Here is a 20,767-nt window from a genome sequence, read left to right on the forward strand (position 1 = left end):
TTAAGTAATGATAGTAAATGAAATGTACTTCCTTTCCCACACACAGTACATCTTTACTTTCAGTCTAATTACTACACAGACTTTTATACATATGCTGTTATTGTTTTAGGGATATATAGGAGGAGAAAAAATGAAAAAGTTATTAATGGTAATTGGACTTACATTTTTAATGTTAGCTGGATGTAGTAATGGGAATTTTGACAAAGCAATGGATGAAGGAAAGACCGCGTTAACGAATAAAGAATATAAAAATGCCTTATCATCATTTGAAAAAGCGTTAGATGAGAAAAAAGACGATTCAGATGCAAAGGTGCTTGTAGAACAAACAAAAGTAATGATTGAAGCAGTGAAGTTAAAAGAAGAAACAAAGGTAGAAAAATCAATCAAGTCATTTGAAAAAGTAGAGAACATGAAGAATGGAAATGCTACGCTTGTAAAACAAGCAAAGGAAGAACGAACAGCATTACTAGCCATCTTAGAGCAAAAAAAGAAGTATAGCGAGCAACTGACGAAAAGTGAAGAGTTAATAAGTAAGAAAAATTATGCAGAAGCGAAAGAGATATTAAATAAGCTAGTTGTAGAAACAAAAGGTAATAAGAATCTTGAAGAGTATAATAAAAAAGCGGTAGAATTAGTTACTAAAATGAATGAAGAAGAAAAAGCTGCAAAGAGTGAAGTAGCGAAGGCACAAAAAACAAATGTAGTAACGAATCAAAAGGTAGCAACAGAAAAGACTCAAAAAACTGAGGCAGAAAAAAATCAAAAGGTAGCAACAGAAAAGAATCAAAAAGCAGAGACAGAAAAAAATCAAAAGGTAGAGACTGAAAAGAACCAAAAAACTGAGACAGAAAAGAATCAGAAGGTAGAGGCAGAAAAAAAACAAAATGCATTTACTTTTGAGAAAGCTAAAGAATATATTAAAAATGAATATAAAGAAGACTATGATTACACGCTAGAGAATACGCAAGTAGAGAATGGAAAGAAATATTATCAAATTAGAGTGCGTACGACATATAAAATAGAAGGCGCAGCTGGACCAGGATTTACTGGAGTATTCAAAGTATTCGAAGATGGTACAATTATTGAACTGCACTAAATTGATGGAAAAGGTATCCTCAAAGTATTTGAGGATACCTTTTTTAGCATAAAAAAAAGCATCTAGCAAAAGTACTAGATGCAAATAAAAACACAAGGGAAGACAAAATTCTTCCCTTTTCCCGTATGTAATTATATCAAAAAATTTATAAAAAACTAGCTATATTTCAAATATAATTTTTAAAAAAGTTATATACATAAATAATTGCAATACACGCAGTTTTATCTTTCTGAAAAATCTATTTCTTTATTTTTGAATATTAAGACTAATGTTGATAAATCTTCAGATAATTAGAAAAAATACCCGAAAGGATATATAATATTGCTTAATAAATAATTTTAATGAATTACGTATATTTCATTTGGTGTATTAATTGAATATCATAATTTTAAATTTTATTAAGCAAGAATCTCGGTTACTTATTGCATTTCTAACATAGGGTGAGATAGAAAAATACAATAGTGTGGAGGTTTTTATAATGACGTTTGTTCTTAGTAAAATGAGTGGCTTTAGCATAGAAGAAAAGGTACATGAATTTGAATCTAAAGGATTCCTTGAAATCTCAAATGAAATCTTTTTACAAGAGGAAGAGAATCATCGTTTATTAACACAAGCACAGTTAGATTATTATAATTTGGAAGATGATGCGTACGGTGAATGCCGTGCTAGATCTTATTCAAGGTATATAAAGTATGTTGATTCACCAGATTATATTTTAGATAATAGTAATGATTACTTCCAATCTAAAGAATATAACTATGACGATGGCGGGAAAGTTAGACAGTTCAATAGCATAAATGATAGCTTTTTATGTAATCCTTTAATTCAAAATATCGTGCGTTTCGATACTGAATTTGCATTTAAAACAAATATAATAGATACAAGTAAAGACTTAATTATAGGTTTACATCAAGTAAGATATAAAGCTACTAAAGAAAGACCATCTTTTAGTTCACCTATTTGGTTACATAAAGATGATGAACCAGTAGTGTTTTTACACCTTATGAATTTAAGTAATACAGCTATTGGCGGAGATAATTTAATAGCTAATTCTCCTCGGGAAATTAATCAGTTTATAAGTTTGAAGGAGCCTTTAGAAACTTTAGTATTTGGACAAAAGGTCTTCCATGCCGTAACGCCACTTGGAACAGAATGTAGTACGGAGGCTTTTCGCGATATTTTATTAGTAACATTTTCTTATAAGGAGACAAAATGAGAGAGAATAAAATAATTATGATTTCTGGAGCCAATAGCGGTATAGGTTATGCTTGTATAAAATACTTTTTAGAAAAATCATTTCATGTAATAGCGCTTGATATTAATAATAATAATTTAATAGATTATATGAAAACAGATATGCCTTTGAAAGTAGTGCAAATTGATTTAAGTAATAGCGAAGCGATTCATAATCTTTTTACTCAATTAGATTTAGAAAAGCTTTCTCCTGATATATTAATAAATGCAGCTGGTATTCGAGAGATAACACCTGTTTTACATTTATCCGATGATATGTTTAAAAAAGTAATTGATGTAAATTTAGTAGCCCCATTTATCCTTTCTAGGGAAGTAGCGAAGCGATGGTGTGAATCGAAAATAAAAGGTTGTATTGTGAATATAGCATCGGTTTCTGGATTAATGGCTGAACCAGAGCGAGCTGCTTATGTTGCATCAAAGCATGCTTTAATCGGATTGACTAAACAGATGGCTATGGAATTTGGGAAGCAAAATATAAGGGTAAATAGCATTTCTCCTGGTGTTATTAGAACCGAACTTACAGAAGAATACTTTAGTAATAAAGCCTTGATGTCTATGATAAAAAGTAATCAATCTTTAGATACTTGGGGGTTGCCGCAGGATATTGTTTCATGTATTGAGTACTTGATTTCTGATCAGGCCCGCTTTATTACTGGTTCTAATTTTGTAATTGATGGTGGTTGGACTGCTGGGAAAAATTTATAATTGAGTGTTTTTGAGGAAAAGCACCTGTCCTTTTTTAGGCTGGTGTTTTTCTCACTATAAACCGAGTTTTTATTGGAGGGGGATTAATTTGCTTCAAAAAAGTTTTAAGCAAGAGAAAACGGTACCGGCCTTAAAGATGATAGCGTCAATGGTTATCTTTGGATCAGTTGGATTTTTTTCGGTTCAAACAAACTTACCTTCGTTTGAATTAGTGTTTGTAAGGTGTATTTTTGCGACAATATTTTTAAGTGTATGCTGGTTGCTTACAGGGCAATATAAACAAGATAAATGGGAACGAAAAGAAGTTATTCAAGTTTTAATATGTGGCTTTTTCTTAGTATTTAATTGGGTTTTCTTATTTAAAGCCTTTGAAAATATGTCAGTTACAATTGCTATCTCAGTTTATCATCTTGCACCAGTAATTGTACTGTTAATTGGAAGTATCGTCTTTAAAGAAAAATTAACATTAATATCTATCATTTCAATAGTTGTGTGTTTTGCAGGAGCTTTATTAATTGCTGGTATCGATGGAAGCTTCTCTGTCGGCTCATTAATGTCTTCAGGTATGATATGGGGATTTCTTGCAGCTCTCTTTTATGCATTTACAACTTTATTTGGTAAAGGGATTAACAAAATGAGTGCGTATGCAATGACATTTTTACAAACATTCTTGGGGATATTTCTTTTAATACCATTTATAGATTTAGATGCTTTTAGTGGCCTCACTCAAAGTAATTGGACATATATTATAGCTACTGGTTTTATTCACACAGGGATAGTATATTATCTGTTTTTTGATAGTCTACGTTATTTATCTACAAAAACAATCTCAATATTAGTTTTTTTAGATCCGGCAGTGGCAATATTATTAGATACTGTACTTACTGGATTCCGTCCAACTTTAATGCAAATAACAGGAATTCTTTTTATTTTTATTGGCATGACTTTAACATTAAAAAAATCTAAAGATAAAAAACTGAGCCAAAAAGAAAATCAAATTGAAAGCGATGCTAGTATATCTCAACAATAATGAAATATATTGTGCATAAAACGATAAACCTTGCATGAATTATGTAAGGTTTATTTTAGTTCAAAATAATTCATATTTATAATATATAATTTTCAAAACTGAGGTATGTGTTTCTTTAATATGCTTTTGATTCATATTTTTTGATAATATATAAGTAATAAATTCATAGAATTGGAGTGATGAGATGCAGCCGTTAGAAAGAGAGATTCATTCTAATATGCTGAAAGTGTGGCGAATTCACGCTTTAATTGGGGCGGCAGTTATACTAACAGTCGTAATTGCGTATTTCTTTTTTATGATTAATTTTAACTGGTGGGGCTGGTTGTTTGGACTATTAGTAACAGGAGCCATTATATTTATTCCACTTGATTATTTTGTGTTTCCAAATTTACGTCAGCGCTATTATAGTTACAGATTAAATGAAGAAGAGATTGAGATTCAAAAGGGAATGTTCGTTGTAAAACGCGTACTTATTCCGATGATCCGTGTGCAGCACGTAACGATTGAGCAAGGGCCAATCATGAGAAAGTATAATTTAGCAGAATTACATATTTCAACAGCCGCAACTTCTCATAGTATCCCAGGTTTAACGAAAGAAGAAGCAGAACAGCTGAAAAGACAAATTGGAGAACTTGCGAAAGTGAGTGATGAGGATGTATAAGAGGCAACATCCGATTACAATATTGTTAGGTATTAGGGTTGCGAGTTTGTTGCCACTTATTATTCTTGTTTTATTTAAACCTGATGAACAAGTGGAACCTTGGTATTTATTTTATCTTTTTCTTCTGGTTGTTTTATTCATCATGGCTATTTTTTCAGCAATTAAATGGTATTTTAAAGTGTACTGGATTGAGAATAATATTCTACATATAAAGCACGGTGTTTTTGTAAAGAAGGAAAGTTATTTAAATAAAGAACGTGTGCAAAATGTTAGTACGTCTTCTAACGTTATTTATCAGATGCTTGGACTTATGAAGTTAAATATAGAAGTAGCGGGTGGTGGTAGTGAACCAGAAGTGATGTTGGCTGGTATTAAAGAAGACGAGGCAAAACATTTAATCGCTTTATTACATAAGAAAGAAACTACTGTAAAAGAAGAAATAGAAGAGGAAGAAAGCAAGACGGTTTATCAGTTAACAGCGAAAGAGGTTTTAGCAGCAGCGATTACCTCTGGTCGGTTCGGACTAGTGTTTTCTGGACTAGTACTTCTTTACACAAAGTTTGATTTTATTCTTCCTGAAGGATTCACAAGTAAAGTAGAAGCGTATGTGATGGGAAACGGTGTTTATAAACTAATTGTAATAGCATTAATTTTAATGGCAATTTCATGGATTATTTCCACGGCTGGATATGTGTTGAAATATGCAAACTTTAAAATTGAGCGAAAAGGGGAAGAAATTCGTATCGTTCAAGGTTTATTTGAAAAGAAAGAGTTTGTCTTAAAATTGCACCGAATTCAAGCGATTACTGTAAAAGAAGGTATGCTTCGCCAGCCATTTGGTTATTGCGCTGTTGAAGTGGAAGCAATTCACAGTATTGGAGCAGCAAGTAATGAAGTGATGCTGCATCCGTTTATGAAGAAAAAAGATGTACGGCAACTGCTCACATATTTAGAGTTACCTTATGAAATTGAAGCGGAGATCGTTCACTTACCAAAAACAGCGTTGCGTCGTTATTTCATTATGGGCTGGTTAATAAGTATCATACTAACAGTTCTAATTGCCAGCGTTAGTATATATTTAAAACAATATATTGCATTGTTTGTTATTTTACCGTTATTTATCGTATTTTCGTTACTTGCGTATGCTAGATATAAAAGCGGCGGTTATGAATTAAGAGAAAATCAACTAACGGTTGTATATCGTGATTTTTCGAAATATACAGGAATAATGCGAAGAAGACATGTTCAAGCAGTAGGTTATAATCAATCGTATTTTCAAAGAAAGGATGAATTATGTACAACTCTTGTAGCGGTAGCGGGGCGGGGTTATGAAGTAAAGCATATGAGAAAAAAAGATTCACTTCGTATATATAATTGGTACAAAGAAAAAGGAAACACCGGTGTGTAATGGTGTTTCCTTTTTATGTCATGATTTGTCGATAAGTCGATATATTCGAAGAATCGCTGATATAATTCGAGTTACGCCGATATATTCGAAAAATCGCCGATATAATTCGAGTTGCGCTGATATATTCGAAAAATCGCCGATATAATTTCACATACCGAGAATTCCGAACTCCAAACTCCAAAAAATTAAACTAACACATTAAAAGTAGTCACAAAAGATGGACGTGAGAAAATACTCTTTTGCTGTTCCGCATGTGGATGTGCCGGAGCTTGTCCTTCTGCTTGCGTGGGACGTTTTTTATGAGCGTTTTCGAATGAACGTGATTCTGTCCAATCTTTAAAGTTTTGCTCTGTTTCCCACATCGTTAAGATAACATATGTATCGTTACTTAATGGGCGTAGAACACGGATCGCTTGGAATCCTGGTTCGTTTTCGATAAGGCCTGCGCGGTTTTTAAAGCGGTTTTCAAATACAGGGCGACCTTCGTCTGTGACAGAAATGTTGTTACAAACGATATAGCCAGGTTGTCCTTTAAATTCACCGACAGCATCTAGTACGTCATACTTAAGTGAGCCTTCTACAGATTCTTCTGTATTTTCTTTATAAAACATATTTTTTTCATCATTTTTTGCAGTGAAATGTGCTTGTTCTAGAGGTGTTTCATATGAAATAATAGCCTTCATTTTAATGCCCCCTTAATAGTTTGTTTCTATTATATCAACTCTCTTAAAAAACTTCGAAGATAATATACATAAAGATACTTCTTTTTCAAATAATAAATGTACCATCATTTGGAAAGAAGGACGATGTATGAAGAAAGTAAAGTGGACTTTATTAGGCGGCGTCGCAACGTTCGTAGTAGCGATTGTACTCTATAAACTTATCGTGTTAGCTGGTGGCTATATGATGGATGAAAAGCAGCTCGTTTTCCACTCTTCATCACGTATCGTTGACCAGAAAGGGAAAGAAATTACGAAATTATACGTAGAAAATAGAGAGCTCGTACCGATCGAGCAAATTCCGAAGTATGTGCAACAGGCATTTGTTGCGGTGGAAGATTCTCGTTTTTATGAGCATCAAGGAATTGATTATCCCTCTATATTCCGTGCTCTTTATAAAGATACGTTAGCTGGAGAAAAGGTAGAGGGCGGTAGTACCATTACGCAGCAACTCGCTAAAAACGTCTTTTTAACTCGTGAAAAAACATTTACGCGCAAATTGAAGGAAGTCGCAATTTCTCTTCAATTAGAGCAAAAATATACGAAGCAACAAATTCTTGAAATGTATATGAACCATATTTATTTTGGTCATGGGGCTTACGGTATTCAAGCAGCAGCAAAGTTATATTTTAATAAAAATGTTGAGGATTTAACAGTAGAGGAAGGGGCAATGCTTGCAGGCCTTCCGAAGTCACCAAACGGATATTCACCGTACTATTCTGCAGAGAAGAGTAAGGAACGCCGCGATCTAGTATTGTCACTTATGCATAAACAAGGCTATTTGACTGCCGAAGATAGCGTACGTTATCAAGGAAAGACGATTGCTTTATATAAAAACTTAGACGAAAATGAGCTCGCATATATGCCGTATATTGATATGGTCATAGATGAAGCAGCTCGTTTATACGGATTGTCTCATCAAGAAGTACTTCGCGGAGGATATACGTTTGTCGTACCTATGGATGAAAAAATTCAAAAGGTAGCGTATAACCAGTTTCAAGATGCAAGGAATTTTCCTGGGAAAGAAGAAGGGGCACAAGGTGCATTTTTATTAATGGATAATCGTACGGGAGGGATTAAAGCGGCGATTGGGGGAAGAAAGTACGTCCCGAGAGGATTTAATCGTGTTTTTGCCAAAAGGCAGCCCGGATCTGTTTTAAAACCACTTATCGTTTATGCACCAGCACTAGAAACGAAAAAGTATAATCCGTATTCTTTATTAACGAATGAAAGAAATTCTTTTGAAGGGTATGAACCTCGAAATTATAATCATGAGTATTCAAAAGAAATGACGATGTATGATGCGATTTTAGAGTCGGCAAACGTACCGGCAGTTTCTTTATTAAATGAGTTAGGGGTAGAAGAAGGAAAGCAATATTTAGAAAAAGGAAATGTCCATATTGCAGATGCTGGTTTAAGTACAGCGCTTGGCGGATTGAAAAATGGCGTTTCAACATTTGATCTTGTAAAAATGTATCGTTCATTTTTAGCAAATGGAAATATTATCGAGCCGCACGTTATTGATAAAGTATTAAATAGACACGGTGCAGTCATTGGGGAATCTCCAAAAGTAGAGACGAAAATCTTCTCGAAGCAGACAGCATGGTATATGACGAAAATGTTAGAAGGAGTTGTGAAGGAGGGGACAGCGAGAGCAGGTGTATATAACGGTGCGCTAGCTGGAAAAACGGGTACAACTTCATTGCCAAATGACGATAAGGGAGCAAGAGATATGTGGTTCGTCGGCTATACACCGAACTTAGTAGGCGCTGTTTGGATTGGTTATGACCGTACGGATAAGGAACATCAGTTGCAAGGAGAAAGTGCATCTGCGACAAAATTGTTTAAGAAAATTTTAACGAAGGCTAATGTAGAACATAAAGAGAAGTTTATGAAGCCTGAAGGTGTGGAAACAATCGGTGCTCCGATTCGGCTGCGCAAAATTGAAGATGTAAAAATGAAACTATCATTTAGCCCTTTCGGTTTATTTAAAGCAAAATTAAGTTGGACGCCACTTCCAGATAACAGAATTATGTACCGAATCTATAGAGTGGAGAACGGAATTCATACGCATGTTAGCACTGTAAATGGTGCTGGAGAATATGAGGAAAAGTTCGTTAACATATTTTCAAAACCGAGCTTTTACGTTGTACCATATAATTCACAAACGAATCGCGAAGGAGAAAAGTCAAAAGTAGCTAAACCATAGTTTTTCTCTGTGTTATAATAAGAATGTTGTGAAAATAGTAAGCGTTTTTACGAATGTTTGTGTCAATTTAATGAACAACGTACATAATATTATGCATTTTGTTTTTACAAGCTGTATAGTAAAAAAAGATAAATATCGAACGTATTCGAAGCATTGGTAAGGAAGGGAGCAAGGGTCTTGGTAAGAACTATAAATGAGACATTTTTAAAAGCATGTAGGGGGGAACGTACCGATTATGTACCAGCATGGTATATGCGTCAAGCAGGTCGTTCACAGCCGGAATATAGAAAGATTAAAGAAAAGTATTCTTTATTTGAAATTACACACAATCCAGAGTTATGTGCTTACGTTACAAAATTGCCGGTTGATCAATATAACGTAGACGCAGCAATTCTTTATAAAGATATTATGTCACCACTACCTGCAATTGGTGTGGATGTAGAAATTAAATCAGGTATTGGCCCAGTTATCGATAACCCAATCCGTTCTTTACAAGACGTAGAAAAACTAGGGGAAATCAATCCAGAAGATGATGTACCGTACATACTAGATACAATTCGTTTATTAACGACAGAAATGTTAGACGTACCGTTAATCGGTTTTTCAGGAGCTCCATTTACATTAGCGAGCTATATGATTGAAGGCGGTCCATCTCGTAACTACCATAATACGAAAGCGTTCATGTATGCAGAGCCAAAAGCTTGGTTTGCTTTAATGGATAAGCTAGCAGATATGGTTATTACATATTTAAAATCGCAAATTAACGCAGGAGCAAAAGCAGTTCAAATTTTCGATTCTTGGGTTGGAACAGTAAATGTAGCAGATTATCGCGTATTTATTAAACCAGCAATGGAGCGTATTTTTGCAGAAGTTCGTAAGATGGGTGTACCGATGATTATGCACGGCGTAGGAGCTGCACACTTAGTGAATGAGTGGCACGACTTACCGCTTGATGTAGTCGGCTTAGACTGGCGCTTACCGATTGAAGAAGCACGTGCACGCGGCGTTCTTAAGGCGGTACAAGGAAATATGGACCCTTCATTCTTACTTGCACCATGGTCTGTTATTGAAGAACATGTAAAAGGTATTTTAGATCAAGGGATGAAACAGCCGGGTTATATCTTTAACTTAGGTCACGGTGTGTTCCCAGAAGTAAATCCAGATACATTAAAACGTTTAACTACATTTATTCATGAATATTCTAAAGGGAAGTTAGCGAAGTAAAGGAGAATTGCTGTATGAAAAAGAAAATTGGTTTGCTTGTAATGGCATACGGAACGCCATATAAAGAAGAAGATATTGAACGTTACTATACACATATTCGCAGAGGAAGAAAGCCAAGTCCTGAAATGTTGGAAGATTTAACAGAGCGTTACCGTGCAATTGGTGGTATTTCTCCTTTAGCTACTATTACATTAGAGCAAGCTAAGAAGTTAGAGAAGCGCTTAAATGAAGTACAAGATGAAGTAGAGTACCATATGTATCTTGGCTTAAAACATATTGAACCGTTTATTGAAGATGCAGTGAAAGATATGCATAACGACGGAATACAAGATGCAATCGCACTTGTTCTTGCACCTCACTATTCTACGTTTAGTGTGAAATCATACGTTGGACGAGCACAAGAAGAAGCTGAGAAACTTGGAAACTTAACAATTCACGGCATTGATAGCTGGTATAAAGAGCCGAAATTCATCCAGTACTGGGTTGATGCAGTGAAAGGTATATATAACGGTATGTCAGATGCAGAGCGTGAAAAAGCAGTATTAATCGTATCTGCACATAGCTTACCAGAGAAAATTATTGCAATGGGCGATCCATATCCAGATCAATTAAATGAAACAGCGGATCATATCGCGCGCGGAGCTGAAGTAGCAAACTATGCAGTAGGCTGGCAAAGTGCAGGAAACACACCAGATCCTTGGATTGGTCCAGATGTACAAGATTTAACGAGAGAACTAAATGAAAAGCACGGTTATACTTCATTCGTATATGCACCAGTTGGATTTGTTGCGGAACATTTAGAAGTTTTATATGACAATGACTTTGAGTGTAAAGTTGTAACGGATGAAATTGGTGCGAAATATTATCGTCCAGAAATGCCAAATGCATCGGACGCATTTATTGATTGTTTAACAGATGTTGTATTAAAGAAAAAAGAATCTGTACTGTAAGAAGAAAGGGGGAGCCTGCTTGAGGAAAAAAGTTGTGATCGTCGGCGGAGGTATTACTGGATTAACAGCAATGTATAACTTACAAAAAAATATTCATGAAAAAAACTTGCCGATTGATACATTACTTATAGAAGCATCGGGTAAACTTGGCGGAAAAATTCAAACCGTTCGAAAAGATGGATTTACAATTGAGCGCGGACCGGATTCTTTCTTAGCACGAAAAGAAAGTGCAGCTAGATTAGTGAAAGAATTAGGCCTTGGCGATGAACTTGTAAATAATCAAGCCGGTCAATCATTTATCCTCGTAAACAATCGATTACATAAAATGCCGAATGGATCAATGATGGGAATTCCAACGCAAATTACGCCGTTTCTATTTTCCGGGCTGTTCTCCCCAATTGGTAAACTAAGAGCTGGTTTTGATCTATTAATGCCAAGGTCAAAGCCAGTATCTGACCAATCACTCGGACAATTCTTCAGACATCGTCTTGGAAACGAAGTGGTTGAAAACTTAATAGAACCGTTACTATCGGGTATTTATGCAGGGGATATTGATGAAATGAGCTTAATGTCAACATTCCCGCAAATGTATCAGATTGAGCAGAAACATCGCAGCATTTCACTCGGTATGCGTACGCTCGCTCCGAAAGAAGAGAAAGCTGAACCGAAAAAAGGAATCTTCCAAACAGTGAAAACAGGTTTAGAATCTATCGTTGAATCTCTTGAAGCAAAGATGCATGAAGGTACGATAATAAAGGGAACTCGCATTGAAAAAGTTGCAAAACAGGGTGATGGTTATACGATTACTCTTAGTAACGGAAAAGAAATAGAAGCAGACGCTATCGTAGTGGCAACTTCGCATAAAGTATTGCCGTCCATGTTTGCTCAATACAAGCAGTTTCGTTTCTTTCGTAATATTCCATCCACATCCGTTGCGAATGTCGCACTTGCTTTCCAAAAGTCCGCAATCCAGCGCGATATTAATGGTACAGGATTTGTCGTATCACGAAATAGCGATTACACCATTACAGCATGTACGTGGACGCATAAAAAATGGCCACATACAACGCCAGAAGGAAAAACACTCCTTCGCTGTTACGTTGGACGTGCTGGTGATGAAGCGGTTGTAGAACAAACTGAAGAAGAGCTCGTTCAGCTCGTACTAGAAGATTTAAGAAAGACGATGGATATTACAGAGGATCCAGAGTTTACAATCGTAAGCCGCTGGAAAGAAGCGATGCCTCAATATACAGTAGGCCATAACGAGCGAATGAAAAAGCTCACAACATTTATGGAGAAAGAGTTGCCTGGTATATACTTGGCAGGTAGCTCCTATGCTGGTGCTGGACTTCCAGATTGTATTAATCAAGGTGAGGAAGCTGCAAAGCGTGTATTATCTCATTTGGAGAAAGTAATAGATGCTGAATTAATCGCACAATAAACGAAACGCCTTCAATCATATTGAAGGCGTTTCGTTTATTATATAAAATACTTATTCGCCAATAAACATATATAAGTTATTTGGCTTTATAACAGCATCTCCTGCATAAATAACCCATTCTGTTAAGTTATCAAAATCTAAATGATAACTATTTCCTTCACTCATATCTTCTATGAAATATGGTTCATTAATGAGTATTCCTTGAATGAAATCTTCCGTAATGTTTTGCATTTCAAACCACATATGTTCACTTTTTCCTTCTTCGTAGGAGACACCAAACTTAGCAAGGAAACGAAAATCTTCATTTGATTGTTCAATGTGAAAAATGTTGCTGAAATACCCAAAAGTATTTTTCGCATTGTAAGCCATACGATCGGTTTCACTATTTGTTTTATAGAACATGAGCCCTGTAGCTTCCTCGTGTTCTTTGAAAAAACTTTCAATATATTCTTCTGAAGTATTAAATTTGAATAAGAGAACGGATGGAGATTGATGGTATTCATCTCGGGCATCCATTCCGCCTAAGAATGCATTTTGTGAATCTATTGGTTGTAGACTCACTTCCTCATCTTCGATTGAAGATAATTGGTCCATACTCGTTTTATGCCCTATATAAGATAATCCTTTTTCCCACGGAACAGCGACTGTATGTATAGAACCTTGCTGACTATGCGCGATAACGATAGGCTCATTCATAGGGACTTGTCCATTCTCAACGGCATTATTAGCAAATGTTTGAAAGAGATCGCTAATGCCGTAGTAGGAAGAAATGCGATTTGGAATAATTAACTCTATTTCAGTTACGCCTGCTCTTAAAAGACCATGTGTATGAAACCAATATTGCGTAGGCTCACCGTCTTTATCGTCTTCATAAACGGAATGAATAACGTATAAGTCAGGAATGTCAGGTAATAATTCATTTTCAACGTGATATTCAATATAGCTTCTAGATATCACTTTCATTGCTGCACTTGAATCGATTACAAATAACAAATCTGGGGCGAGATTCCATAAGAACTGTAACTGCTGGAAAAAGCAGTCCAGTACATCGCCTACAAATAGCGTACGAGTGAAAATTTCAGTGCCGAAAGCTGCATCTTCAAAATTACGATCTACGATTGTAGTATCTTGTCTATTGTACATTTTATATCCTTCTGGATCGTTCGGTTCATCAATATGCAGTTCATACGGTATGACTGTTTCACCCATATGTAATTCAACAATAAGGCTTGTCTCATCACTATAAACAATTTTTAAATCATCAACTTTAGTAGCGATCGTTTCTAGTCGCTGTTTTAACTGCTCAATTGTAATTCTAGTTGGTATAACGGCAATCATATCTGAAAAATGACGTTCTAATGTTCCATTCATAGCTGCGCGGTATGTTTCTGTTTGCACTTCCATCCAATCACTCCTATTCAAATGAATCCATTTTACATGCCAATTAAATGTCGATATTTTCTGTTTTCTCTCTCTAACATTATAGAGTGTATTTGTAGAAGGTGTAAAATTATTATTTTGTATTATAGTTTGAAAGCTTGTAAATTAAATAAATCTTTTGTAAAATTTGTCGAAATATAGTTCTATATAACGAATCATTTGTTATGATAGAAATGCTGAGAAAATATGAAATAGAGAGAGGAAAATGGCTGTGAAGAAATTGTTAAGTGTCTTTTTATCATTCTTGCTATTGCTTTCATTTACTGGAACTTTAGCGCAAGCAGAAGAAACTGCTTCTATGTCAGTAGAAAAAGCAATTGAAGTATTTAAGCAGCAAGGGAAAACGAAGGGGATAGTAGAAGGATATATTGTTGGATATACGCAAAGTTCTTCTAAATATACGAAGGATCCAGCTAAGTTTGATGATACAAACGTAGCAATTGCAGATTCGCCAAACGAAACGAATCCAGACAAAATCATGCCCGTTCAGTTACCGAAAGGTGATGTGAGAACGGCAGTGAATGTAAAAGATCACCCTGAAAATATCGGGAAGAAAGTTATTTTGACTGGGACTCTTGAATTATATTTTAGTAACCCAGGTCTAAAATCAGTAACAGCTTATAAGTTTCAAGGTGAAGGACAAAACCGTGTTAGCGATGTAGTAGCTTCACCGAACGGTGGAGAAGTTGCTAAAGGAACAGCGGTAACATTAACGACGAATACAGAGGGAGCAACAATCTACTATACGTTAGATGGCTCTAATCCTACTAATAAAGGTGTTCGTTATAATGGACAAATTATAGTGAATGAAAATAGTGTAGTGAAAGCAATCGCAGAAAAAGAAGGACTTACTTCTTCAGCAATTTCGACATTTTCATTTATTATCGTAAATAATGAACAGGTTCGTATTCATGACATTCAAGGAAAATCACATATGTCTCCTTACAACGGGAAGAAAGTATACAATGTGGAAGGCGTTGTCACAGCGCTTGATAAAAACGGCTTTTATATAGAAGATAATCAACCAGATAATGATCCAGCTACTTCAGAAGGTATGTACGTATATAAAAAAGATGCGAATGTAGCAGTAGGAGATCTTATTCAAGTTGATGGAGTAGTAGAAGAATATGTTGGACCAGGATATGCAGAGCGATTTGAAACAGACTTAACGACGACAGAAATTAAGGCGAGTCGCGTTGCTGTAGTCGCAAAAAATCAACCTTTACCAGCACCGATCATACTTGGAGAAAACGGTGTGAAAATCCCGGACCAGATTATTGATAATGATGCATTTGGTTTATTTGATCCAACTGAAGATGCAATCGACTTCTATGAAAGTATAGAAGGCATGCGTGTTACGATGCCAACACCAAAAATCATTACACCTCAGAAAAACGGAAATTTATATGTAACAGTAAAAAATAGTGGAGATAAAATAGTAACACAATATGGAACACCTCTATTAGATGAAAATCAATTAAACCCAGAGCGCCTTTCTGTAAAAGTACCTCGCGATTATGTAGCAAAAGTAGGAGATACTTTCACTGGAGATATAACAGGGGTAGTCGGATATGATTACGGTTCGTTCCGCATTTCGCCAATAACGGAATTACCATCTGTAGTGGATGGTGGATTTAAGCAAGTAGGCGCAAATATTCAGCCTCGTCTTGATAAGTTAACAGTTGCTACATATAACATTGAAAACTTCTCGGCGAATAAAAAAGAAACAACAGATGAAAAGGTAAAAGCGTTAGCATATTCTATTAAATACAATTTAAAAATGCCAGATATTATCGGTGTAGAGGAAATGCAAGATAATAACGGATCAATTAATGACGGTACAACAGATGCGTCATTAAGCGCAAAACGTATCATTGATGCAGTTCTAGAAATTCGCGGGCCAAAGTATGAGTATGTAGAAATCGCTCCAAACAATAATCAAGACGGAGGAGCACCAGGAGCGAATATTCGCGTCGGTTTCTTCTATAATCCATCACGCGTGAAATTAGCGACGGTACCGAAGTTACTTGATAAAAATGTCGTTCGTATTGGAGACGAAAATCCATTATTTGAAAGTACACGTAAACCGTTAGCGGCAGAATTTACGTTCCAAGGACAAAACATTGTTGTCGTTGCAAATCACTTAAACTCAAAAATAGGAGATGCAACGCCATTTGGAAAAGTGCAGCCGCTCGTATTAAAAAGTGAAGACAAACGAATTCAGTTAGCGCAAGAAGTAAATCATTTCGTACAAGGAATTCAGAAAAAGAATACGAATGCACCAGTTGTCGTGTTAGGTGATATGAACGATTTCGAATTCTCTAAACCACTAAAAACACTAGAGGGAACAATCTTAAAAGATATGTTAAACACAGTACCGAAAGAGAATCGTTACACGTACATTCACGAAGGAAATGCGCAAGTGTTAGATCATATTTTAGTAACAAACAACATCGCACCGCACACAATTGTAGATCCAGTGCACTTAAACTCAAACATAATGAAAGAGCACGGACGTGTAAGTGACCACGACCCAGTACTTGCTCAAATTGATTTGAAGAAGGCTTCTTAAAGTGGGGAACGCTTAGGTGACTAAGCGTTCTTTTTTTGCATCGTTATAGAATAGTATAAAGAGATGATTCCTTTTTTTGTAATCTAATGATAAAATTGATTGAATATTTAGTTTTTAACAAGGGGGACAACAATGCAGTTACAAATAAATGGAAAGGTAATGAATCAGTTTGCAATTTTTTTTAGTACGATCATCATGCTTCAGTTTGTAGCTGATATAACAGGACTTACAAGCAATCTAGATATTACGTATAACTTAATACATACAGCAGCTTCTTATATAACATTTAGTTTGGCGGTTATTTTCACTTTAATAGGTGCAAGAAGAGAATTAAGTAAATATGCAATTGTTTCATTATGTTTAGTTGTAGGTATTAAAGCGATTTATTTTGTAGCGGTCGTTATTTTATGGGGGTTGGCTGGTACACCGTAAGTGAATAGTAAATAAACCCTAATTTCCAATATAGTAAGGAAATTAGGGTTTTATTATACTTGAAACGCTTTTCTACACCGCTCTCTTTTTTGCAGTCTTCTTTTATATTTTTTTCTATCCCGCTTTACTCCTTGTATATACATAAGTAAGCTAACGAAAAGGAAGAAAGCACATTGCGTCATTAAAATATATGGTGACATGCCTTGCAATGGTTGTTTCGGATCATATAAATGAAAAGGTGCTCCGCCTATTGAAGGAAGTATTGTATTTAGCAGGACGTACGGAATGGAGGCGGCTGCAAATGGAAAGAGAATTGCCATATAGTCTTTTTGTGACCATACAGATGCAGCAAGTCCTAAAAGGGCCATTAAACCTGCAAATAAAAAATTAATTCCAATATATACAGTAATGTAAGTGAGAGGCGCATCAAAATATAGGTTTGCGAACATTCCATCAGCATTTATGATGCCTGACCCAACCGTAGGTGTTCCGTCTGGAATGGTTAATTTGCAAAATAATAACGATAAGATGAATGGAAGTGTATAAAGAAATCCTCCGCAAAAAAACGTAACGATATATTTCGCTACGGAATAAGGAAATATAGAAATCCCCTTACTCACAAACGGTTTAAAACCATCGGACTTATCCGAATTGTAACTTGTACTAAAGGGGAAACTCGCAATAACTGGCATTAATAATAAATAAACATCCATTTCATTGTCGCGAAATCCAATCCATTTTAAATCTGTTGATATAGGACCATTTGCTGCGTCTCCTAAATAACGAATTACATAATAATAGTGATAAATGCAAATAAGAACGAATCCACTAAGCATCATAATGAAAGAAATACGACTACAAAAAGCTTGCTTTATATTTAAACGAAGTGCACGCATCATGAATGAAAAAGCCTCCACTGTTTTGATAAACTTTTCTATTTTCTATATTACTATTAATTGTAAAGATTTTCTTGTTTTTTTTATTTGATTATTTAAAAAAGAGGAATTTTTTTGTTGTAAAGTAAGGTTAGCTGGAATTAATTTTTTCTAAAATATGGTTGACAATTAAGTATTACATTTGTAATCTTAATTGTAGATTACGAATGTAATACTTAGGAGTGAAACATACGTTGACAAATCAATTACCTAAAATATCTGAAGCAGAATTAGAAATTATGAAAGTACTTTGGTCGAATTCTCCACAAACAGCGAATGAAATTATAGAAGAACTGGAAGATACAATGGACTGGAAACCAAAAACAATCCGCACATTAATTAATCGATTAGTACAAAAGGAAGCCGTTTCTTACCATCAAGATAAAGGGCGAATGTATGCTTATTATCCGTTAGTATCACAAGATAATTATTTGCAAGTGGAAACGAAATCTTTACTAAAGCGTTTTTGCGGTGCAGCGTTTAAACCATTACTTGTTAATTTCTTAAAAGAGGAGAAATTATCTTCAGAAGATATTAATGAATTAAAACGCATTTTAGATGAGAAGACAGAGGAGAATAAGAGGAAGGATCGATAAAAATGATAAACACGCTTATAAATATATACCTTCCTCATTTTTTTGATTGGCTTATAGAAACGTCACTTATGGCTAGCATATTAGTTGGATTTATTTTATGTATAAAAGTTCTATTTAGAAATAAATTAACCCCCCGGTGGCAATATATGCTGTGGATCGTATTAATGATAAGACTCCTTTTACCGTGGTCGCCAGATAGCTCTTATAGCATTTACTCATTACTTTCCTATCGTTCTAGTGTATCGGAAGTGATTCCGAAAAATATGCCGGCTACTGAGAATATAGAGAACATAGAAAGCGACCGTAAAGTGGAATTGGAATCAAATCCTAAAATGGTGACAAAAACTAGCGAACCGGAAGTAGAAGTCAGTTTGGAAAAACAGACTACATTTTCTTTATACAAACTTGCTTTGTATGTTTGGCTAGCTGGGGTAATCATATTAGCAACCATCACGTTTCTTACAAATAGACGGTTATATTCGTACATAAAGAAACAACCCGATATTACAGATGAACAGGCCATTACAGTGTTTAATCGCTGTAAGCAGTCTATGAAAATGAAGAAGGCAGTTTCGTTACGTCTAGCGGGAAAGATTGCGAGCCCAACTGTGTTTAGTTTCTTTCGTCCGAAAGTATTACTATCAAAAAAACATATGAAAGTATTAAATGAGCAACAATTACAATATGTCTTTTACCATGAGTTAGCTCATATTAAGAGAAACGATGTAGCTGTAAATTGGATTATGTACAGTTTAATCCTATTAAATTGGTTCAATCCGATTCTTTGGTACGCCTATTTTTGTATGCGAGAAGATCAAGAATTGGCATGTGATGCATATGCGCTTACTTTCATAGATAAAGAGGAGCAAATTGCATACGGACATACAATTATTACCCTTCTAGAACATTATTCCTATCAAGTACCAAGCCTAGCAAATTTAAGTAGAAATAAACGAACACTAAAAAGGAGAATCATTATGATTAAAAAATTCCAAAAGAAATCGTATCGTCTTTCTTTACTTGGAGTTATTGCGATAGCAGCTATAGCAGGCGGATTTTTATTAAATGCAAGGATAACTGAGGGAGATGAAAGACAAAAGGAAAAGGTTGTAGAAAACAAGCAATATAAACCTGCATTTGAAAAAGCGATAGAAACAGTATATGGTACACCAGAGAATGCAAGTAGAGAATGGGGTATGTCGATAAAATCATATAAAAGAGATACAGATTTTTTGTATTTGGCAGAAAAGAATTTTACAAAAGAAGAATTTGAACAATATGTCCAATTATTTAAAGAGGCTAGCGAAATTCAGAAAAAAGCAATGGTTAAGAAAAATGTGCCTGAGAATTATGATGGAGATACAAAGGAATATAAACCTGAACGCTTGAAGAAAGCTGATCAAGAAAGACTAGCTACTATTCAGAAGAAATTAAAACCTTTTGATGATAAATTGCAGAAGTCTTTAACATATACTATGGAAGAAGCAAAAGAACATGTACCGTATCAAATTAAGCAGCCGACTTATATACCTGAAGGTTATGAGTTAAAGAGAGAGTGGGCTGACTCATATTTTGGAAGAGACGTAGAATTAGTTATTAAATCAGAATATACAAAAGGAAAATATGGTTTTACGATTTATCAGTCAAGGATGTATATGGATGGTAATGGTAATGGTAATGGCACTAAGGATCCGCTACACTATATGATGCCTGGAGTAGAGAATCTAGAAAGTTATAGTTTAGATGGGAAAGAAATGGTATATAATAAATCTTCTCATGGAGAGGGGAAGTTAAGAGGCCTTAAAATGTTTGTACCAGCACAAGGTAAGAATAGTGATTATCAAATTGTCATAGTGAATGATATTTTTACAAGAGATACAAAGATATACGAAGAGATAATCGATGATGAGCTAACTAAGAAAGAAATGGAGAAAATATTACTTTCTATGTCAAAATAATAGACAGTGTTCTTAAACCGTTGGTTTTAAGAACACTGTCTATTTTATTAAATTTCTAGTGGGATCTAGTCAGCAATTATTTACGAATATATTCTAGCTTTCCATACAAGTATACTTTTTGATAAACTATGGAAAGT

General features: G+C 35.0%; 17 protein-coding genes. 14 read left to right on the forward strand and 3 right to left on the reverse strand.

All coding sequences use genetic code 11. The features are described from left to right. Window positions 1-130 precede the first annotated feature (130 nt). The 6 genes from ACTFRH_RS01880 to ACTFRH_RS01905 all read left to right on the forward strand — a co-directional run bounded on the left by ACTFRH_RS01880 (window position 131) and on the right by ACTFRH_RS01905 (window position 6,154). Window positions 131-1,096, forward strand: a complete 966-nt coding sequence (locus ACTFRH_RS01880; protein WP_000735176.1) for a hypothetical protein — start codon at window positions 131-133, stop codon at window positions 1,094-1,096. 478 nt (window positions 1,097-1,574) lie between these two features. Then, window positions 1,575-2,312 carry a 2OG-Fe dioxygenase family protein gene (locus tag ACTFRH_RS01885; protein WP_000144819.1) on the forward strand — a complete coding sequence of 246 codons (738 nt, stop codon included), beginning with the start codon at window positions 1,575-1,577 and terminating at the stop codon, window positions 2,310-2,312. After that, on the forward strand, window positions 2,309-3,055 hold the full coding sequence (locus ACTFRH_RS01890; protein ID WP_001208950.1) for an SDR family NAD(P)-dependent oxidoreductase: 747 nt from the start codon (window positions 2,309-2,311) through the stop codon (window positions 3,053-3,055). The genes ACTFRH_RS01885 and ACTFRH_RS01890 overlap by 4 nt, the downstream gene beginning before the upstream one ends. Before the next feature lie 88 nt (window positions 3,056-3,143). After that, window positions 3,144-4,085, forward strand: a complete 942-nt coding sequence (locus tag ACTFRH_RS01895) for a DMT family transporter (protein ID WP_000939631.1) — start codon at window positions 3,144-3,146, stop codon at window positions 4,083-4,085. Window positions 4,086-4,269: 184 nt separating this feature from the next. Next, window positions 4,270-4,746, forward strand: coding sequence for a PH domain-containing protein (locus tag ACTFRH_RS01900; RefSeq protein WP_001182719.1), 477 nt, complete (start codon window positions 4,270-4,272; stop codon window positions 4,744-4,746). Further along, window positions 4,739-6,154: a PH domain-containing protein gene (locus ACTFRH_RS01905; protein WP_000278146.1), complete on the forward strand. Its 1,416-nt coding sequence runs from the start codon at window positions 4,739-4,741 to the stop codon at window positions 6,152-6,154. Before ACTFRH_RS01900 ends, ACTFRH_RS01905 begins: the two co-directional genes overlap by 8 nt. Before the next feature lie 185 nt (window positions 6,155-6,339). On the opposite strand, the gene hmoB is transcribed toward ACTFRH_RS01905, so the two are convergent. Then, a complete protein-coding gene (gene hmoB / locus ACTFRH_RS01910) occupies window positions 6,340-6,837 on the reverse strand; it encodes a heme-degrading monooxygenase HmoB (RefSeq protein WP_000644056.1) in 498 nt (165 codons plus the stop codon). A 127-nt stretch (window positions 6,838-6,964) separates the two neighbouring features. Here hmoB and ACTFRH_RS01915 point away from each other — a divergent pair, with 127 nt between their 5' ends. The 4 genes from ACTFRH_RS01915 to hemY all read left to right on the forward strand — a co-directional run bounded on the left by ACTFRH_RS01915 (window position 6,965) and on the right by hemY (window position 12,697). Continuing rightward, window positions 6,965-9,082 (forward strand): transglycosylase domain-containing protein, encoded by a 2,118-nt coding sequence (locus ACTFRH_RS01915; protein WP_000756299.1) that lies wholly within the window; start codon window positions 6,965-6,967, stop codon window positions 9,080-9,082. A 177-nt stretch (window positions 9,083-9,259) separates the two neighbouring features. Continuing rightward, window positions 9,260-10,306, forward strand: coding sequence for a uroporphyrinogen decarboxylase (hemE, locus tag ACTFRH_RS01920; protein ID WP_000252617.1), 1,047 nt, complete (start codon window positions 9,260-9,262; stop codon window positions 10,304-10,306). Between the two features lie 14 nt (window positions 10,307-10,320). Further along, the gene (hemH, locus tag ACTFRH_RS01925; RefSeq protein WP_000726773.1) at window positions 10,321-11,256 is read left to right on the forward strand and encodes a ferrochelatase; all 936 of its coding nucleotides are present in this window, start codon (window positions 10,321-10,323) and stop codon (window positions 11,254-11,256) included. A gap of 19 nt (window positions 11,257-11,275) precedes the next feature. Next, a complete protein-coding gene (hemY, locus tag ACTFRH_RS01930) occupies window positions 11,276-12,697 on the forward strand; it encodes a protoporphyrinogen oxidase (RefSeq protein WP_001228098.1) in 1,422 nt (473 codons plus the stop codon). 51 nt (window positions 12,698-12,748) lie between these two features. Here hemY and ACTFRH_RS01935 read toward each other — a convergent pair whose 3' ends face one another. Next, window positions 12,749-14,101, reverse strand: a complete 1,353-nt coding sequence (locus ACTFRH_RS01935; RefSeq protein WP_000453723.1) for a DUF4026 domain-containing protein — start codon at window positions 14,099-14,101, stop codon at window positions 12,749-12,751. A 241-nt stretch (window positions 14,102-14,342) separates the two neighbouring features. On the opposite strand from ACTFRH_RS01935, the gene ACTFRH_RS01940 reads away from it, so the two are divergent. Both ACTFRH_RS01940 and ACTFRH_RS01945 read left to right on the forward strand, forming a co-directional pair. Then, window positions 14,343-16,709, forward strand: a complete 2,367-nt coding sequence (locus ACTFRH_RS01940) for a DUF6359 domain-containing protein (RefSeq protein WP_000279268.1) — start codon at window positions 14,343-14,345, stop codon at window positions 16,707-16,709. Window positions 16,710-16,841: 132 nt separating this feature from the next. Next, window positions 16,842-17,141: a hypothetical protein gene (locus tag ACTFRH_RS01945; RefSeq protein WP_001176844.1), complete on the forward strand. Its 300-nt coding sequence runs from the start codon at window positions 16,842-16,844 to the stop codon at window positions 17,139-17,141. A 53-nt stretch (window positions 17,142-17,194) separates the two neighbouring features. Here ACTFRH_RS01945 and ACTFRH_RS01950 read toward each other — a convergent pair whose 3' ends face one another. After that, window positions 17,195-18,040 (reverse strand): hypothetical protein, encoded by an 846-nt coding sequence (locus ACTFRH_RS01950; protein ID WP_000984166.1) that lies wholly within the window; start codon window positions 18,038-18,040, stop codon window positions 17,195-17,197. A gap of 230 nt (window positions 18,041-18,270) precedes the next feature. On the opposite strand from ACTFRH_RS01950, the gene ACTFRH_RS01955 reads away from it, so the two are divergent. Continuing rightward, window positions 18,271-18,672, forward strand: a complete 402-nt coding sequence (locus ACTFRH_RS01955; protein ID WP_000184507.1) for a BlaI/MecI/CopY family transcriptional regulator — start codon at window positions 18,271-18,273, stop codon at window positions 18,670-18,672. A gap of 2 nt (window positions 18,673-18,674) precedes the next feature. After that, complete coding sequence (locus ACTFRH_RS01960; RefSeq protein WP_033702956.1) at window positions 18,675-20,630, forward strand: M56 family metallopeptidase; 1,956 nt, start codon at window positions 18,675-18,677, stop codon at window positions 20,628-20,630. Window positions 20,631-20,767: the final 137 nt, after the last annotated feature.

It is taken from the genome of Bacillus cereus group sp. MYBK216-1 (assembly GCF_051916495.1).
Classification (GTDB): domain Bacteria; phylum Bacillota; class Bacilli; order Bacillales; family Bacillaceae_G; genus Bacillus_A; species Bacillus_A thuringiensis_K.

Excerpts from the sequence above, each read along its gene's own strand:
- ACTFRH_RS01935 (WP_000453723.1), bottom strand. The coding sequence starts at position 14,101 with ATGGAAGTGCAAACAGAAACATACCGCGCAGCTATGAATGGAACATTA.
- ACTFRH_RS01885 (WP_000144819.1), top strand. The coding sequence starts at position 1,575 with ATGACGTTTGTTCTTAGTAAAATGAGTGGCTTTAGCATAGAAGAAAAG.
- ACTFRH_RS01945 (WP_001176844.1), top strand. The coding sequence starts at position 16,842 with ATGCAGTTACAAATAAATGGAAAGGTAATGAATCAGTTTGCAATTTTT.
- ACTFRH_RS01880 (WP_000735176.1), top strand. The coding sequence starts at position 131 with ATGAAAAAGTTATTAATGGTAATTGGACTTACATTTTTAATGTTAGCT.
- ACTFRH_RS01900 (WP_001182719.1), top strand. The coding sequence starts at position 4,270 with ATGCAGCCGTTAGAAAGAGAGATTCATTCTAATATGCTGAAAGTGTGG.
- ACTFRH_RS01960 (WP_033702956.1), top strand. The coding sequence starts at position 18,675 with ATGATAAACACGCTTATAAATATATACCTTCCTCATTTTTTTGATTGG.
- hemH (WP_000726773.1), top strand. The coding sequence starts at position 10,321 with ATGAAAAAGAAAATTGGTTTGCTTGTAATGGCATACGGAACGCCATAT.
- ACTFRH_RS01915 (WP_000756299.1), top strand. The coding sequence starts at position 6,965 with ATGAAGAAAGTAAAGTGGACTTTATTAGGCGGCGTCGCAACGTTCGTA.
- ACTFRH_RS01950 (WP_000984166.1), bottom strand. The coding sequence starts at position 18,040 with ATGATGCGTGCACTTCGTTTAAATATAAAGCAAGCTTTTTGTAGTCGT.
- ACTFRH_RS01940 (WP_000279268.1), top strand. The coding sequence starts at position 14,343 with ATGGCTGTGAAGAAATTGTTAAGTGTCTTTTTATCATTCTTGCTATTG.
- hmoB (WP_000644056.1), bottom strand. The coding sequence starts at position 6,837 with ATGAAGGCTATTATTTCATATGAAACACCTCTAGAACAAGCACATTTC.
- ACTFRH_RS01905 (WP_000278146.1), top strand. The coding sequence starts at position 4,739 with ATGTATAAGAGGCAACATCCGATTACAATATTGTTAGGTATTAGGGTT.
- ACTFRH_RS01890 (WP_001208950.1), top strand. The coding sequence starts at position 2,309 with ATGAGAGAGAATAAAATAATTATGATTTCTGGAGCCAATAGCGGTATA.